This window comes from Klebsiella sp. Q11 (assembly GCF_964241505.1).
Lineage (GTDB): Bacteria > Pseudomonadota > Gammaproteobacteria > Enterobacterales > Enterobacteriaceae > Klebsiella > Klebsiella michiganensis.
In genome coordinates this window covers 166,727-180,419 of sequence record NZ_CAXSXW010000007.1, presented here as the reverse complement: position 1 = coordinate 180,419, position 13,693 = coordinate 166,727, and the positions used below count along the sequence as shown (strand labels likewise).

At 56.8% G+C, this 13,693-nt stretch carries 14 protein-coding genes; 1 reads left to right on the top strand and 13 read right to left on the bottom strand.

Going from position 1 to position 13,693, the window contains the following annotated elements; translation table 11 throughout:
• Positions 1 to 111: 111 nt before the first annotated feature.
• The 11 genes from ACESQ2_RS13420 to cysG all read right to left on the bottom strand — a co-directional run bounded on the left by ACESQ2_RS13420 (position 112) and on the right by cysG (position 8,933).
• Positions 112 to 738, bottom strand: coding sequence for a protein-L-isoaspartate(D-aspartate) O-methyltransferase (locus tag ACESQ2_RS13420; RefSeq protein WP_009651549.1), 627 nt, complete (start codon positions 736 to 738; stop codon positions 112 to 114).
• Entirely contained in the window at positions 732 to 1,493 is a 762-nt protein-coding gene (gene surE / locus ACESQ2_RS13415; protein ID WP_004124266.1) for a 5'/3'-nucleotidase SurE, read from the bottom strand. The genes ACESQ2_RS13420 and surE overlap by 7 nt, the downstream gene beginning before the upstream one ends.
• Positions 1,474 to 2,523, bottom strand: coding sequence for a tRNA pseudouridine(13) synthase TruD (gene truD / locus ACESQ2_RS13410; protein WP_014226586.1), 1,050 nt, complete (start codon positions 2,521 to 2,523; stop codon positions 1,474 to 1,476). The genes surE and truD overlap by 20 nt, the downstream gene beginning before the upstream one ends.
• Entirely contained in the window at positions 2,520 to 2,999 is a 480-nt protein-coding gene (gene ispF / locus ACESQ2_RS13405) for a 2-C-methyl-D-erythritol 2,4-cyclodiphosphate synthase (RefSeq protein ID WP_004853615.1), read from the bottom strand. The genes truD and ispF overlap by 4 nt, the downstream gene beginning before the upstream one ends.
• On the bottom strand, positions 2,999 to 3,709 hold the full coding sequence (gene ispD, locus ACESQ2_RS13400; protein ID WP_046877398.1) for a 2-C-methyl-D-erythritol 4-phosphate cytidylyltransferase: 711 nt from the start codon (positions 3,707 to 3,709) through the stop codon (positions 2,999 to 3,001). Before ispD ends, ispF begins: the two co-directional genes overlap by 1 nt.
• 19 nt (positions 3,710 to 3,728) lie before the next feature.
• Positions 3,729 to 4,046 (bottom strand): cell division protein FtsB, encoded by a 318-nt coding sequence (ftsB, locus tag ACESQ2_RS13395; RefSeq protein ID WP_373170669.1) that lies wholly within the window; start codon positions 4,044 to 4,046, stop codon positions 3,729 to 3,731.
• 140 nt (positions 4,047 to 4,186) lie between these two features.
• Entirely contained in the window at positions 4,187 to 4,513 is a 327-nt protein-coding gene (locus ACESQ2_RS13390) for a DUF3561 family protein (protein WP_004124286.1), read from the bottom strand.
• Positions 4,514 to 4,566: 53 nt separating this feature from the next.
• Positions 4,567 to 5,172, bottom strand: a complete 606-nt coding sequence (gene cysC / locus ACESQ2_RS13385; RefSeq protein WP_048260280.1) for an adenylyl-sulfate kinase — start codon at positions 5,170 to 5,172, stop codon at positions 4,567 to 4,569.
• Positions 5,172 to 6,599 carry a sulfate adenylyltransferase subunit CysN gene (gene cysN, locus ACESQ2_RS13380; RefSeq protein ID WP_049071674.1) on the bottom strand — a complete coding sequence of 476 codons (1,428 nt, stop codon included), beginning with the start codon at positions 6,597 to 6,599 and terminating at the stop codon, positions 5,172 to 5,174. Before cysN ends, cysC begins: the two co-directional genes overlap by 1 nt.
• 9 nt (positions 6,600 to 6,608) lie before the next feature.
• The gene (gene cysD, locus ACESQ2_RS13375; protein WP_004104981.1) at positions 6,609 to 7,517 is read right to left on the bottom strand and encodes a sulfate adenylyltransferase subunit CysD; all 909 of its coding nucleotides are present in this window, start codon (positions 7,515 to 7,517) and stop codon (positions 6,609 to 6,611) included.
• 9 nt (positions 7,518 to 7,526) lie between these two features.
• A complete protein-coding gene (cysG, locus tag ACESQ2_RS13370) occupies positions 7,527 to 8,933 on the bottom strand; it encodes a siroheme synthase CysG (RefSeq protein WP_192830785.1) in 1,407 nt (468 codons plus the stop codon).
• Between the two features lie 247 nt (positions 8,934 to 9,180).
• Here cysG and ACESQ2_RS13365 point away from each other — a divergent pair, with 247 nt between their 5' ends.
• Positions 9,181 to 10,236, top strand: a complete 1,056-nt coding sequence (locus tag ACESQ2_RS13365) for an aminopeptidase (RefSeq protein ID WP_025106436.1) — start codon at positions 9,181 to 9,183, stop codon at positions 10,234 to 10,236.
• 197 nt (positions 10,237 to 10,433) lie between these two features.
• On the opposite strand, the gene ACESQ2_RS13360 is transcribed toward ACESQ2_RS13365, so the two are convergent.
• Positions 10,434 to 12,917, bottom strand: coding sequence for a DUF2235 domain-containing protein (locus ACESQ2_RS13360; protein WP_224260161.1), 2,484 nt, complete (start codon positions 12,915 to 12,917; stop codon positions 10,434 to 10,436).
• A gap of 98 nt (positions 12,918 to 13,015) precedes the next feature.
• The gene (locus tag ACESQ2_RS13355; RefSeq protein ID WP_032694670.1) at positions 13,016 to 13,537 is read right to left on the bottom strand and encodes a DUF3304 domain-containing protein; all 522 of its coding nucleotides are present in this window, start codon (positions 13,535 to 13,537) and stop codon (positions 13,016 to 13,018) included.
• Between the last annotated feature and the right edge of the window lie 156 nt (positions 13,538 to 13,693).

Sequence of the window (13,693 nt, the reverse complement as noted above, 5' to 3'; positions counted from 1 at the left end):
GAATATGTTAACTACCAATATCTTGCTCACCGGGCGGCGCCCGGCCAGGACACGAAAAATGCGTCCACCCTATGCCTAAATGCAGGCAAAAAAACCTGGAATAATCCGGGTTCAGGCTAACTCCCCCTTCACGAGGGGAACAAAGCGCACGGCTTCGACAGTATCAATGACAAACTCGTTGCCGCGCCGACGGATCCGCTTCAGGAACTGATGCTCTTCGCCAACCGGCAGCACCAGTACGCCGCCATCGTCCAGCTGCGCCAGCAGCGCGGCCGGAATTTCCGGCGGCGCTGCGGTAACGATAATCGCGTCGAACGGCGCACGCGCCTGCCAACCCTGCCATCCATCGCCGTGACGGGTTGAAACATTATGTAAATCAAGTTGTTTAAGACGACGGCGCGCGTGCCACTGCAAACTCTTAATTCGCTCAACCGAGCAAACGTGATGCACCAGATGCGCCAGAATCGCCGTCTGATAGCCAGAGCCGGTGCCGATTTCCAGCACCCGGGACTCCGGCGTTAGCGTCAGAAGCTCGGTCATCCGCGCCACCATGTAGGGTTGCGAGATGGTTTGCCCCTGACCAATCGGCAGCGCCGTGTTTTCCCACGCCTTATGTTCAAAGGCTTCATCAACAAACTTTTCTCGCGGCACCATGGCGATCGCGTTCAGCACGCGCTCGTCAATAATGCCCTGCGTGCGGAGCTGATTGAGAAGACTTTCAACACGTTTACTTACCATTGCGTATCAACTCCAACGCGATCCAGCCAGCCGCTAACCACCTCATGCGCGCCGTGGGCGGTTAAATCGACGTGTAGCGGCGTGACCGACACATAGCCTTCATCCACGGCGGCAAAGTCGGTATCCGGCCCGGCGTCGTACTTTTCGCCCGGCGGTCCGATCCAGTACAGCGTATTGCCGCGCGGATCTTTTTGCGGGATCACCTGGTCGGAAGGATGGCGACTGCCGCAGCGGGTCACGCGGATACCTTTGATCTGCTCAAGAGGCAGATCCGGCACGTTGATATTGAGAATGCGCCCGGTGCGCAGCGGCTCGCGGCTTAAAGCGCGCAGAATAGAGCAGGTGACCGCAGCGGCGGTATCGTAATGCTGATAGCCGTTTAGCGAGACGGCCAGCGCCGGAAAGCCCAGATGACGGCCTTCCATCGCGGCGGCAACGGTGCCGGAATAGATGACGTCGTCACCGAGGTTGGGTCCGGCGTTAATGCCGGAAACCACGATATCCGGACGCGGCCGCATCAGGGCGTTGACCCCGAGATAAACACAGTCCGTCGGCGTACCCATCTGTACGGCGATATCGCCGTTATCAAAAGTGAAAGTGCGAAGCGAAGATTCCAGCGTCAGGGAGTTCGACGCTCCGCTGCGGTTACGATCGGGTGCAACTATCTGAACCTCAGCGAATTCCCGTAAGGCCTTTGCCAGGGTCTGAATGCCCGGCGCATGAATCCCATCATCGTTACTCAGCAATATTCGCATAGTCACCCGTTGTATTGATAAGCTCCCTTACTACGCTGGTGGCGAAGCTGCCCGCGGGCAGCCAGAAACGCAGTTCAACGGTAACGTCATCCCACCAGTTCCAGCTCATCTGCTGGGGATAAAGCAGCATCGCCCGGCGGGCGGCCTCTACTTTTTCACGCACCAGCAGCGCCTGTAGCTGCGTCTCTTCGACCACTGCCGCCTGCTCGGCGGCCAGCGCATCCCGTTGGCTTCCCCAGTCGCCGCTGCCCACAAGCGCAGCGGTAATCATCAGCTCGCGGTTATCTACCCGCGCCTGGAGTTCCGTCAGTTCTTCAGAGGCCGCAACGAACCAGCTTCCGCGCCCCGCTAATTGTAGCGCATCGCCATCAACAACCTGATTAAATTCCGGTTTTTTTAATCTAATACCAACCTGTTGATTAAACAATGCGCTGCGGGCCGCCGACAACCAAAAACTGCGTTTATTGCGATCGCGCACCGGCGCGCCGCTCTCGGCCCAGCGCAGCGCCCCCAGCAGGTTACTGCCGCCGATACCGAAGCGCTGGGCGCCAAAATAGTTGGGTACGCCATGCTCAGCAATCGCCTGTAAACGCGTTTCGACATCGTCGCGATCGCTGATTTCGCGCAGCACCAGCGTAAACTGGTTCCCCTTCAGCGCCCCGAGGCGCAGCTTGCGCTTATGGCGCGCGTACTCCAGTACCTGACAGCCTTCAAGCTGAAATTTGCTCAGGTCGGGCATCTCTTTGCCCGGCACTCGGGCGCACAGCCACTGTTCAGTGACCGCGTGTTTGTCCTTCTGCCCGGCAAAGCTCACTTCACGCGCATGAATTTTAAGGAATTTTGCCAGCGCGTCAGCAACAAAACGGGTATTGCAGCCGTTTTTCAGAATACGCACCAGCACATGCTCGCCTTCGCCGTCAGGCGCAAAGCCCAGATCCTCAACCACCACGAAGTCCTCCGGGTTGGCTTTTAGCAGCCCCTGGCTCAGCGGTTTTCCATGCAGATAAGTGAGTTCGTCAAAAGCGATCATTTCTCCGCCTTACGCAGCAGCGCCACCGCTTCACAGGCAATGCCTTCGCCGCGACCGGTAAAGCCCAGCTTTTCCGTGGTGGTGGCTTTGACGTTAACATCGTCCATATGGCAACCGAGATCTTCGGCAATAAAGATGCGCATCTGGGGAATATGCGGCAGCATTTTTGGCGCCTGGGCGATAATGGTGACGTCAACGTTGCCAAGGGTATAGCCTTTCGCCTGAATCCGCCGCCACGCTTCGCGCAGCAGTTCGCGGCTGTCGGCGCCCTTAAAGGCCGGGTCGGTATCCGGGAACAGCTTGCCGATGTCGCCCAGCGCCGCCGCGCCGAGCAGCGCATCGGTCAGCGCGTGCAGCGCGACGTCGCCGTCGGAGTGGGCCAGCAGCCCTTTCTCGTAGGGTACGCGCACGCCGCCGATGATGATTGGGCCTTCACCGCCAAAAGCGTGTACGTCAAAACCGTGTCCAATTCGCATTAAGCCTTCTCCTGGTGTCGGGAACGGGTAAGGTAAAATTCGGCCAGCGCCAGGTCTTCCGGGCGCGTCACTTTAATATTATCAGCTCGTCCGGAGACCAGTTCAGGATGAAAGCCGCAGTACTCCAGCGCCGAGGCTTCGTCGGTGATGGTCGCCCCTTCATTAAGCGCCCGCGTCAGGCAATCAACAAGCAGTTCGCGAGGGAAAAATTGCGGCGTCAGCGCGTGCCATAAATCGTTACGTTCAACGGTATGGGCGATGGCTGCCCTGCCCGGCTCCGCGCGCTTCATCGTGTCGCGAACCGGAGCGGCCAGAATGCCGCCCGTACGGCTGGTTTGGCATAGCTGAAGCAGGCGGCTGAGATCGTCCTGGTGCAGGCAGGGGCGCGCGGCATCGTGCACCAGCACCCAGTCGGCTTCGCCAAGAACCTTCAGGCCAGCGAGAACGGAGTCCGCGCGTTCCGTGCCGCCATCAACGACGGTGATTTGGGAGTGGTTCGCCAACGGCAGTTGGCTGAAGCGAACGTCGCCCGGGCTGACGGCAATCACTACCCGCTGTATAAGGGGGTTTGCCAGCAGCGCGGCGACCGCGTGCTCGAGAATCGTTTTGTTACCGATTGAGAGATATTGTTTAGGGCATTCCGTTTGCATGCGGCGGCCAAAACCGGCTGCCGGCACCACGGCGCAAACGCCCGGAAAAGTGGCTGCCATGTTGTAATCCTGGGCCTGTTTATCGATTATTCTGCTGTTGCCCCGCGGCCTGGTTGCGTTTTGACGCATCCGGCACCAGACGATAAAACGTTTCGCCCGGGCGGGTCATACTGAGTTCATTGCGCGCGCGCTCTTCGATAGCTTCCTGACCGCCGTTGAGGTCGTCAATTTCGGCGAACAGCTGATCGTTGCGTGCTTTTAATTTAGCGTTCGTTGCCTGCTGCGCGGAGACATCGTCGTTAACCCGGCTATAGTCGTGCAGACCATTTTTGCCGAACCATAGCGAGTACTGCAGCCAGGCCAGCAAAGCCAATAACAGCAGCGTTAGTTTACCCATCCTGCCCCCTGAAAAACGGCATCATCATCCCATAACTCGCCCGAGTTCTCTACTCTGGCGCGCGGACGACGCCGCGTAACGCGGGGACTGTACCACATTTTTACCGTTGATACCCAGGCTAGATTCATTCGTAGAAAGGACTACCCCAGTAGCCAGAGGAACAGCAGACCGAACATCAGTCCGACGGTTAAAATCGTCGCGCAGACGCTGTACTGAAGTTTGCCGTCCATCAGCGAATGCAGCGCGATGCCAACCACGACGGCAACCGGCATTAATGCCAGGAAGAACGGCCAGGTGTAGAGGAGGACAAATAGCGTGTTACTGCCATAGATCAGGAAGGGAATACCCAGCGCCAGCAGCCATGAAATAAAGCCAACGGCAGCGCCCGACAGAGACCAGGTGGTCTCGTCGCTGACTGCCGGCGGCGGTTCTGAACGAATAATACTGATGTTCTGGGTATTGCGCATATCGAATCCTGTTGACCTGGCGATCGGCATCCTGTGATGATGCCGCTGCCGTTTCAGGATCTGATAATATCGCTCTGTCGTAGCAGGTCTAATAATTGGTGCACCAAATTTGTTACCAATTGTTCACCGTCGAGGTGAATTTCGGCGCGCTCCGGGGATTCATACACTGAATCAATTCCGGTAAAGTTGCGCAGCTCCCCGGCCCGTGCCTTCTTGTACAGCCCTTTCGGATCCCGCGCTTCGCAGATCGCCAGCGGCGTATCGACAAAGACTTCAATAAAGCGCCCTTCGCCCAAACGTTCGCGCACCATCTGCCGCTCTGCGCGATGCGGTGATATAAACGCAGTCAATACTACCAGCCCGGCATCCACCATCAGCTTCGCCACTTCACCCACCCGGCGAATGTTTTCTTTGCGGTCGTCGTCGCTGAAGCCAAGATCGCTGCACAGGCCGTGACGCACGTTATCGCCATCCAGTAAATAGGTGTTCACGCCGAGCCGATGCAGCGCCTCTTCCAGCGCGCCGGCAACGGTGGATTTCCCCGAGCCCGAAAGCCCGGTGAACCACAGCACCACGCCGCGATGGCCATGATGCTGCTCGCGCTGCGCCTGCGTGACAGGATGTGCGTGCCAGACGACGTTTTCGTCATGTCGGGCCATTACTTGCCTCCCAGCAGGTCGCGGGCGTCCCAGTGCGGGAAGTGCTTGCGAATAAGCTGGTTCAGCTCAAGCTCAAACGCGCTGTATTGCGAAGCGCCTGCCTGAGCCTGCTCGTTCGGTTCGCGTACCATCCCTGCGCCAACGGTCACGTTGGTCAAACGATCGATAAAAATCAGGCCCCCGGTGACCGGGTTATCCTGGTATTTATCCAGCACCAGCGGCTCGTCGAAAGTCAGATCCACCAGCCCAATGCCGTTGAGCGGCAGCGATTCCACTTCGCGCTGGGTCAGGTTGTTAATATCAACCTGGTAGCGTACGCCATCCACGCGGGCGCGGGTTTTCTTACCGGCGATTTTAATGTCATAGCTCTGGCCAGGCGTTAGGGCCTGCTCCGCCATCCATACCACATCAACGCTGGCGCTTTGTACCGCAGGCAGAGAGACCGTCGCGTCCACCAGCAGGTCACCGCGGCTGATATCAATTTCATCCTTCAGCACGAGAGTGATCGCTTCCCCGGCCGCCGCTTCCGGCAGATCGCCGTCAAAGGTGACGATGCGCGCCACGGTGGATTCCACCCCCGACGGCAGCACTTTCAGGCGCTGTCCTACGCTCACGCTGCCGGCGGCAACCGTACCGGAGAACCCGCGGAAGTCGAGGTTCGGGCGGTTGACGTACTGCACCGGGAAGCGCAGCGGCTGGCTTTCCACCACGCGCAGAATCTCAACGGTTTCCAGCACTTCCAGCAGCGTAGGGCCGCTGTACCACGGCATTTTATCGCTCTGGCTGGCGACGTTGTCCCCTTCAAGCGCGGAAAGCGGGACAAAGCGAATGTCGAGATCGCCTGGCAGCTGTTCAGCAAAGGTCAGATACGCTTCACGAATGGTGTTAAAGGTATCTTCGCTAAAATCGACGAGGTCCATTTTGTTCACCGCCACCACCAGGTGTTTGATCCCCAGCAGCGTGGAGATAAAGCTGTGACGACGGGTTTGATCGAGCACGCCTTTGCGCGCGTCGATCAGCAGGATCGCCAGGTCGCAGGTTGACGCGCCGGTCGCCATGTTGCGGGTATACTGTTCGTGTCCCGGGGTGTCGGCGATAATAAATTTGCGCTTCTCGGTAGAGAAGTAACGGTAGGCGACGTCAATGGTGATGCCCTGCTCACGCTCGGCCTGCAGACCGTCCACCAGCAGCGCCAGATCGAGTTTTTCGCCCTGGGTACCGTGACGTTTGCTGTCGTTATGCAGCGAAGAGAGCTGATCTTCGTAAATCTGACGGGTATCGTGCAGCAGGCGGCCAATCAGCGTACTTTTGCCGTCGTCGACGCTGCCGCAGGTCAAAAAGCGCAGCAGACTTTTGTGCTGCTGGGCATGCAGGTAGGCTTCAACGCCGCCTTCATTGGCAATTTGTTGTGCAATAGTCGTATTCATGGCGGCTCCTTAGAAATAACCCTGACGTTTCTTCAGCTCCATGGAGCCTGCCTGGTCGCGGTCAATCACGCGCCCCTGTCGTTCGCTGGTGGTCGAGACCAGCATCTCTTCGATGATCTCCGGCAGCGTTTGCGCATTGGACTCCACCGCGCCGGTCAGCGGCCAGCAGCCGAGGGTGCGGAAGCGTACCATCTGTTTTTTGATCATCTCGCCGGGCTGTAAATTGATGCGATCGTCATCGATCATCATCAGCATCCCGTCGCGCTCCAGCACCGGACGCTCCGCCGCCAGATACAGCGGAACAATTTCAATATTTTCCAGATAGATGTACTGCCAGATGTCCAGCTCGGTCCAGTTGGAGAGCGGGAATACGCGGATACTTTCGCCCTTGTTAATCTGGCCGTTATAGTTGTGCCACAGCTCCGGGCGCTGGTTTTTCGGATCCCAGCGGTGGAAGCGGTCGCGGAAGGAGTAAATACGCTCTTTAGCGCGGGATTTCTCTTCATCGCGACGGGCGCCGCCGAACGCGGCATCGAAGCCGTATTTGTTCAGCGCCTGCTTGAGGCCTTCGGTTTTCATGATATCGGTATGCTTGGCGCTGCCGTGAACGAACGGGTTAATCCCCATCGCCACCCCTTCCGGGTTTTTGTGCACCAGCAGCTCACAGCCGTAGGCTTTAGCGGTACGGTCGCGGAACTCGTACATTTCGCGGAATTTCCAGCCGGTATCGACGTGCAGCAGCGGGAACGGCAGGGTGCCTGGATAAAACGCTTTACGCGCCAGATGCAGCATCACGCTGGAGTCTTTGCCGATGGAGTACATCATCACCGGGTTAGAGAATTCGGCGGCCACCTCACGAATGATATGGATGCTTTCCGCCTCCAGTTGCCGCAGGTGAGTAAGTCGTTTTTGGTCCATAACCGTTCCTTAAGCCAGATTTACTACAGAAGCCTTAAAGGCGTCTGAGGATGAGGTGTGTTGAAACCAAGCGAGCTGTTGATGTAATTGCACCACTTCACCCACCACCAGCAGCGCGGGCATCGGGGCGTCTTTCGCCAGGTTTTCAAGCTGTTGTAATGTGCCGGTCTTCGTTTGCTGATCGGCGCGGGTGCCGCGCGAGATCACCGCCACCGGGGTATCGCCTCCGCAGCCGTTGGCGATCAGCTGAGCGCTGATTTCCGCCGCTTTCAGGCTGCCCATATAAATCGCCAGGGTCTGGCCGCTTTGCGCCAGCCGCGCCCAGTCGAGCGGCGAATTTTCAGCGCCAAAGTGCCCGGTAATGAAGGTTACGCTCTGGGCATAATCACGATGCGTCAGCGGAATACCGGCATAGGCCGTTGCGCCCGCCGCCGCCGTGACGCCCGGGACGACCTGAAACGGAATGCCCGCTTCGGCTGCGGCCTGCAGCTCTTCACCGCCGCGGCCAAAAATAAACGGGTCGCCGCCCTTCAGGCGAATCACCGTTTTGCCCGCTTTCGCCGCTTCCAGCAGCAGGCGGTTGATCTCCTGCTGCGGTACAGATATGCCGGCGGCGCTTTTGCCGACGCAGATTGTCTCCGCGTCCCGGCGCACCAGTTCACGTACTTCCGGGGTGACCAGGTTGTCGTAAAACACCACGTCCGCCTGCTGAAGGGCCTGCAGGCCGCGCAGGGTCAGCAATCCGGCATCGCCTGGCCCTGCCCCGACGAGAATAATTTCACCAGGGCGTTTTTCCGGCTGCCGAAGTTCATCTTCCAGCGCTTTTTCCGCTTCATCTTTATTGCCCGCCAGCATCAGGCTGGCAAAGCGACCGGTAAACACGCGCTCCCAAAAGCGGCGGCGTTCGGCGGTGGTTTTCAGATGGGTTTTAATATGGTGACGCCAGTAGCTCGCCGTTTCAGCCAGCCGCCCAAGGTTGGTGGGCAGCAGCGCTTCGATTTTTTCGCGCAAAATCCGCGACAGCACCGGCGCTTTTCCGCTGGAAGAGATAGCCACCAGCAGCGGAGAGCGATCGACAATGGATGGAAAGACAAACGAGCACAGCGCCTGATTATCCACGACGTTGACCAGCCGATAGCGCGCGTTAGCCGCGACATAAACGCGTTGGTTCAGCTCGTCATCTTCCGTGGCGGCAATCACCAGGAATACGTCGTCAAGCTGCTGCTCTTCGAATACGGTTGCCCGCCAGTGAATTTCCTGGCGCTCGACCTTTTCGGCAAGTTCCGGCATCAGCGTTTCGGCGACAATTTGCACCTTCGCTTCAGCGCGCAGCAAAAACGTAATCTTACGCGCGGCTATCTCGCCGCCGCCGATCACCAGCACGGGTCTGTCTTTCACTTCGGCAAATATCGGCAAGTATTCCACTGCGCAACAACTCTCTTACAATCAGCAATAGAGCGACTATAGGGTGCGGTTTAGAGCAAATGAAATTACGAAATGGAATGAGTTGTTACTCAAAAGAATAACGACCTGGGAAAGCAAATATCAAAAAGTGCTTAACATGCGGTTTTTCCACCATTTAAGAGCGATTGAAATTGTTTAACCCCGGTCACAGTTTCATACTACGCGGGTGAAATTGTTTTAAGTGCTAAAGGACCCCCCTATGTTTTCCGCATTGTGCCGTCGCCTGCTCCCCCTGGCGTTGGGCGCAGGTTTTGTCTTCTCCGCCGCCCCGGCATTCAGCGCCCCGGGCGAAACCGCCAATGCCCAGGCTCGTCATATCGCCACCTTTTATCCCGGAAGAATGACCGGCACGCCGGCCGAGATGCTGTCGGCCGATTATCTCCGCCAGCAGTTCGCCCAGATGGGTTACCAGAGCGATGTGCGCAGCTTCAATACCCGCTACGTCTATACCGATAGCAATCAGCGTAAAAACTGGCATAACGCCACCGGCAGTACGGTGATCGCCGCTCATGAAGGCCAATCTCGTCAGCAGATTATTATCATGGCGCACCTGGATACCTACGCGCCGCAGAGCGATAAAGATGTTGAAAACAACCTCGGCGGCCTGACCCTGCAGGGGATAGACGACAACGCGATGGGTCTCGGCGTCATGCTGGAACTTGCTGAACAGTTAAAGAACGTTCCTACCCGTTACGGTATTCGCTTCGTTGCCACCAGCGGCGAAGAAGAAGGCCGACTGGGTGCGCAGAATCTGCTTAAGCGCATGAGCGACGCGGAAAAGAAAAACACCCTGCTGGTGATTAATCTCGATAACCTGGTGGTGGGCGATAAGCTGTACTTTAATAGCGGCCGCAGCACGCCAGCATCGGTGCGCAAGCTCACCCGCGACCGGGCGCTGGCTATCGCCCGTAGCCACGGCATAGCGGCCTTCACCAATCCTGGGATGAACCGGGACTTCCCGAAAGGCACCGGCTGCTGCAACGACGCCAGCGTTTTTGATAGCGCCGGGATCCCGGTACTGTCGGTGGAAGCGACCAACTGGTCATTAGGTAAGAAAGACGGTTATCAGCAGCGGAGCAAATCACGCAGCTTCCCGCAGGGCACGAGCTGGCATGACGTACAGCTGGATAACCTGCAGTATATTGATAAAGCGCTGCCGGGGCGTATTGAGCATCGCGGACGCGATGTGATGAAAGTGATGCTGCCGCTGGTGAAAGAGCTGGCGAAGGCGGAGAAGAGACCCGCCTCAAAATAGACTAACGGTAAAAATCCGGCAACAAGGACTGTCGCCATGATGCGTTTTCATTTTTTAATACCGTTGTTACTGCTACTGGCTGCCAGCACGCGATCCATTGCCGACAGCCAGGTTTATATCTGGGCAGCTGAAAAAACGCTGCCCCGAACCTGTTCAGATAACAAATACGCCACCGCTGACATCTCACCTCTGTAAAATTACACCTGAGGTGAGTGGAGTATTTCGGAGTCCCATAAGTGGTTGAGCGCAGTTGCGATGCGCTCGCGCCTGACTGTTTCCCTTTCCATCTGACGCTGTTTGACCAAGGGTTTAAGCTGCGCAATAAACTCATGGGTGGGCGCTGGCAGAGTGCTTTCGTCAACGGGAATTTCTTGCCCGGTATCACGGTTAAAGACTTTTACACCGTAGGTTGGCACATGAGCAAAAACGGCCTTATCCTGCAGTGCTTCGCCAATACCTGACATCGTTTGCCCATCAAAGCGCAGCTGGACGGCCTTGCTCCACTTATCGCCAAAATAGATCATTCTGGATAAAAAGTAGCTGCCAAACGGCTCCCTGACGCCGCTTTCCGAGTGCATAAACCAGGCCCGGGAATCATGGATATAGTTATCATACAGATTGATCAGCCCGCTGATTTTATCGTTCTTCTCTCTTTTCAACAGGCACGGCTCAATATGCTGACGGAATCTGTATTCACCTGCCTTCTTAAACCGACGATATTCATACGCTTCATTCTGATGGGTATATATATAGGCCGTTGTGGCAAGCATCGGATCCAGCATCTGTAAAAGCGTCGCCGTCGTGCTCACCTTCCGGGAAAAGCCGATTTCTGCGTTTGTCGCAATACTGCAGGTGGCCGAATCGATCGCCCCCTGCGTTTTTTGATTCGTAGCAGGTTTAAACAATGCGTCAGGACGAACTGTGCGCGTGTAGTCCGCCGCAAACTCGATGGCGGCTTCCCAGAGCTGGCCGCGGGCATTATTGGCATCGTACAACGGCTCCCCAATGAGGTCTGCCCCCGGAAACCAGTTTTCATCTCCCTTGTGTCTGGATTCCTCATTTTTACGCGCCTGCGCTATAGCTTCCGCTTTACATTGCAGGAGTGACCACTCGCGGGCAAGTGCGCGCTGCGCCTGCTGGCTGAACCCTGCCTCATACGGCTGGGCGGTAATCTCTGGGTGCTGGGATGCGTTCTGAAAGAAAGGCTGCGACGTGAGATTCATCGGCGATGTCCTGGACGAAGCAAAACGTGCGATACGCCAGCCGGTCATCCAAATCATTTCCGCTTCCAGCATCTCTTCCAGACAGACTGACTCAAAACGAAACGGCGCGTAGATAGCATCGTCAGACAGCGGATCCTCCTGCTGATTGTCAAGGGAGAGGGTCGACCGCCAGTTGTTAAAGGTGTCTACCAGTGCGGGATAAAAATCAAATTCCCTAACTGAAGCAAAACTCATTTCCCGAAAGATATACATTTGCCTGAAATCCGGGTGCAACAGGGCAAAAACATCAGGATGAAACGACAGCGGCGCCCCGGCATCAATCGCGGCCGCATACATATCATGCAGGGTAATTTGCGATAACAGATCGCCCTCCCCGCCGCGACCTTTGCCCTGATCGCCGGTAGGATACCCCCCGCCAACGTCGGAGTGCATACCGGGGTAGACCACTTCCTGAGTATTGGGCAAATAGCGGCCTGCGGCGGTACGGATGGAGTCCAGCGAAAACGCCTGACGCTGCTCGTGAGCCGCCACAAGGTGATAACAGCGTTTGATTAACCCCGACTGCGGCAGCGGCTGCGTCTGCCCCGCCCAGCCGTTGTGACCGGTGAAACCCGGCACCACGTTGGCAATGCCCACTGCCGGCACGGTATCAAACAGACCCAAAAATTCCACCGAGACCTTCACGCCCAGCAGCGTTCCCGCCGGGAAGCCGAGCACCCCCTCCGCCAGCGCCTCATCCAGCCAGCTGACAAAAGCGCGGGCTTCTGCCGCGCCGCGGGAAAAGCCGTACACAAACAGCTTTATTGCTACCGTCTTACACTGCGCGCGCACGAATTTTTCCTGCACCGGGCTTAATAGTTTTTCGAGCGTACGCAGCCGCACCCACTTCTGGTTATGCATCGCTTCCCGCGAGTCTAAATAGGCCTGGTTAACTTTTTCACGGTTGTAAGACATCGCCATACTGCCCGCGAATAAACCCAGTTCCGCGCCCGCAAGAGTGCTGGAGCTGTTCATCGCCTGAACCGCCGTTTTCATTTTGCCGTTGCCGAGGAAATCTTTTGTAACGGTATGACTCAGGGCATTACATAGCTGCACCAGCCCCCAGTTGATACGGTCCTCTCCTCCGACAGCAAACTGCAATCCCGACGAGTAATAGTCATAGGTGCCAATCCGCGGAAAGGGCGTACCGACGCCGGGGATATAGAAGGCATAAAAACCGCGCTCGTTTCCCTTGCGATCATCAGGCGCACAGGCGTGGTAAAGTTTTGCCACGTTGGACGGATGCGGCGGCGTGCTGGCAGTATCATTTGGCTCATTATTATTGGTGCCGTCAAAAAACAGGCTGATATGCAGGCTTTTGCAGCACAGGCTGCCTTTATTCTGACGGGATTCCTGGCGAAACAGCGCCTCCTCCCTGCCGGTTTTTATTATATTTGCGTTGACCTGCTGCTGGCTCAAAAGCAACCTTCCGTCTTTCGGAAAGGCGGGGGGAACCCAGCACGGATCGCCCGTGGTGGTAAACTGGTTATTCCCAAAACGTTCCCGAAGGGATTCTATTATTGAGGGCATTGGGCAGACTCCGGCAGATCGAAAGGCTCTTTAATCGGGTGGTCAGGATGCGTCACGCCGTGGCAGGTCGCGGTAACTTTAACCTGCTGACAGGGTAAAAAATGAACCTGCAGTCCGCAGGACTCTTCATATTCAGGAATGGTGGCCACCGCTTTATAATGGCGATAATTTGCTTCGTGAGCTTTCACATAATCGCGAAACTCTTTTGTTCCCAAGCGGGGCATATCCTTCGGAAACGGGTCAGGATCCACCTCCCACTCCACTGCCACCTGCATATTGGGCCGCCATTTTTCCGGCAGCGATATGCAGCAGGTAAATCCCCCGGCGTGTCCCCGGTAGCCGTTGACGGAGAACCAGTTGATATTCGTGCCTGCCACATGGTTATAGCCCTGTAGATCGGCCGCTACGTAGCTGGTCTTCCCGTTGCCGCGTGATTCTTCTTTTTCAATCGGGCCACAGCCCAAAAGTAAAAAACATAACAGCGGAGCTGCTTTAAATACTCCCTGCATATTACGAACTCCCTTTCATGTCACACTAAACGCGCAGTATCTACTGCGGGTATAAAACGCACAAGTTACCATAACTTAATTATGGTTTTCTGGCGGGCACCGGGCAGGCTCCTGCTGATGGCCGGGGTCTTTAATCGGGTAGACAGGATGCGTCAC

Excerpts from the sequence above, each read along its gene's own strand:
- ACESQ2_RS13420 (WP_009651549.1), bottom strand. The coding sequence starts at position 738 with ATGGTAAGTAAACGTGTTGAAAGTCTTCTCAATCAGCTCCGCACGCAG.
- surE (WP_004124266.1), bottom strand. The coding sequence starts at position 1,493 with ATGCGAATATTGCTGAGTAACGATGATGGGATTCATGCGCCGGGCATT.
- truD (WP_014226586.1), bottom strand. The coding sequence starts at position 2,523 with ATGATCGCTTTTGACGAACTCACTTATCTGCATGGAAAACCGCTGAGC.
- ispF (WP_004853615.1), bottom strand. The coding sequence starts at position 2,999 with ATGCGAATTGGACACGGTTTTGACGTACACGCTTTTGGCGGTGAAGGC.
- ispD (WP_046877398.1), bottom strand. The coding sequence starts at position 3,709 with ATGGCAGCCACTTTTCCGGGCGTTTGCGCCGTGGTGCCGGCAGCCGGT.
- ftsB (WP_373170669.1), bottom strand. The coding sequence starts at position 4,046 with ATGGGTAAACTAACGCTGCTGTTATTGGCTTTGCTGGCCTGGCTGCAG.
- ACESQ2_RS13390 (WP_004124286.1), bottom strand. The coding sequence starts at position 4,513 with ATGCGCAATACCCAGAACATCAGTATTATTCGTTCAGAACCGCCGCCG.
- cysC (WP_048260280.1), bottom strand. The coding sequence starts at position 5,172 with ATGGCCCGACATGACGAAAACGTCGTCTGGCACGCACATCCTGTCACG.
- cysN (WP_049071674.1), bottom strand. The coding sequence starts at position 6,599 with ATGAATACGACTATTGCACAACAAATTGCCAATGAAGGCGGCGTTGAA.
- cysD (WP_004104981.1), bottom strand. The coding sequence starts at position 7,517 with ATGGACCAAAAACGACTTACTCACCTGCGGCAACTGGAGGCGGAAAGC.
- ACESQ2_RS13365 (WP_025106436.1), top strand. The coding sequence starts at position 9,181 with ATGTTTTCCGCATTGTGCCGTCGCCTGCTCCCCCTGGCGTTGGGCGCA.
- ACESQ2_RS13355 (WP_032694670.1), bottom strand. The coding sequence starts at position 13,537 with ATGCAGGGAGTATTTAAAGCAGCTCCGCTGTTATGTTTTTTACTTTTG.